The sequence below is a fragment of the Burkholderia metallica genome, from assembly GCF_902832845.1.
Taxonomy (GTDB): Bacteria; Pseudomonadota; Gammaproteobacteria; order Burkholderiales; family Burkholderiaceae; genus Burkholderia; species Burkholderia metallica.
This window is the reverse complement of sequence record NZ_CADFDB010000028.1, coordinates 1-560: the sequence shown is the minus strand read 5'-3', so window position 1 is coordinate 560 and position 560 is coordinate 1. Positions and strand designations below refer to the sequence as shown.

Sequence of the window (560 nt, the reverse complement as noted above, 5' to 3'; positions counted from 1 at the left end):
ATGACTGGGGTGAAGTCGTAACAAGGTAGCCGTATCGGAAGGTGCGGCTGGATCACCTCCTTTCCAGAGCTTCTCGCACAAGTTGAGCGCTCACGCTTATCGGCTGTTGATAAAGACAGAAAGACTGTCTGTTAGCGGTTTTGTCGGTTATAATGCCGGCCGCTTTCGATAATCCTCAATGATAAATATTCGAATGAAGTTCGATTCGAGTCTTTTTCATTGGCGATTGAGCCAGTCAGAGTGATACGAAGTAAGTATCGGCTGTCGTTCTTTAACAATCTGGAAGAAGTAAGTAATTTGGATAGCGGAAGCGTCTTGAGATGGACGTGAAAGTTATCCGGGTTGTGATTGTATCGATGTATCTCAAGATGATTCGAACTTCATTGTTCGGCTCGATTTTGGAATACGGCACAACGCGAGAACTCAACCTGTAGCGGCTGTCGAGAGACAGACTCGTTATAGGGTCAAGCGAACAAGTGCATGTGGTGGATGCCTTGGCGATCACAGGCGATGAAGGACGCGGTAGCCTGCGAAAAGCTACGGGGAGCTGGCAAACGAGC

2 rRNA genes are annotated in these 560 nt (G+C 48.0%); both read left to right on the top strand.

Annotation, left to right across the window (positions count from 1 at the left end):
• Positions 1 to 63 (top strand): 16S ribosomal RNA (locus tag HWX08_RS34155); the annotation flags it as partial.
• A 399-nt stretch (positions 64 to 462) separates the two neighbouring features.
• Positions 463 to 560 (top strand): 23S ribosomal RNA (locus HWX08_RS34150); the annotation flags it as partial.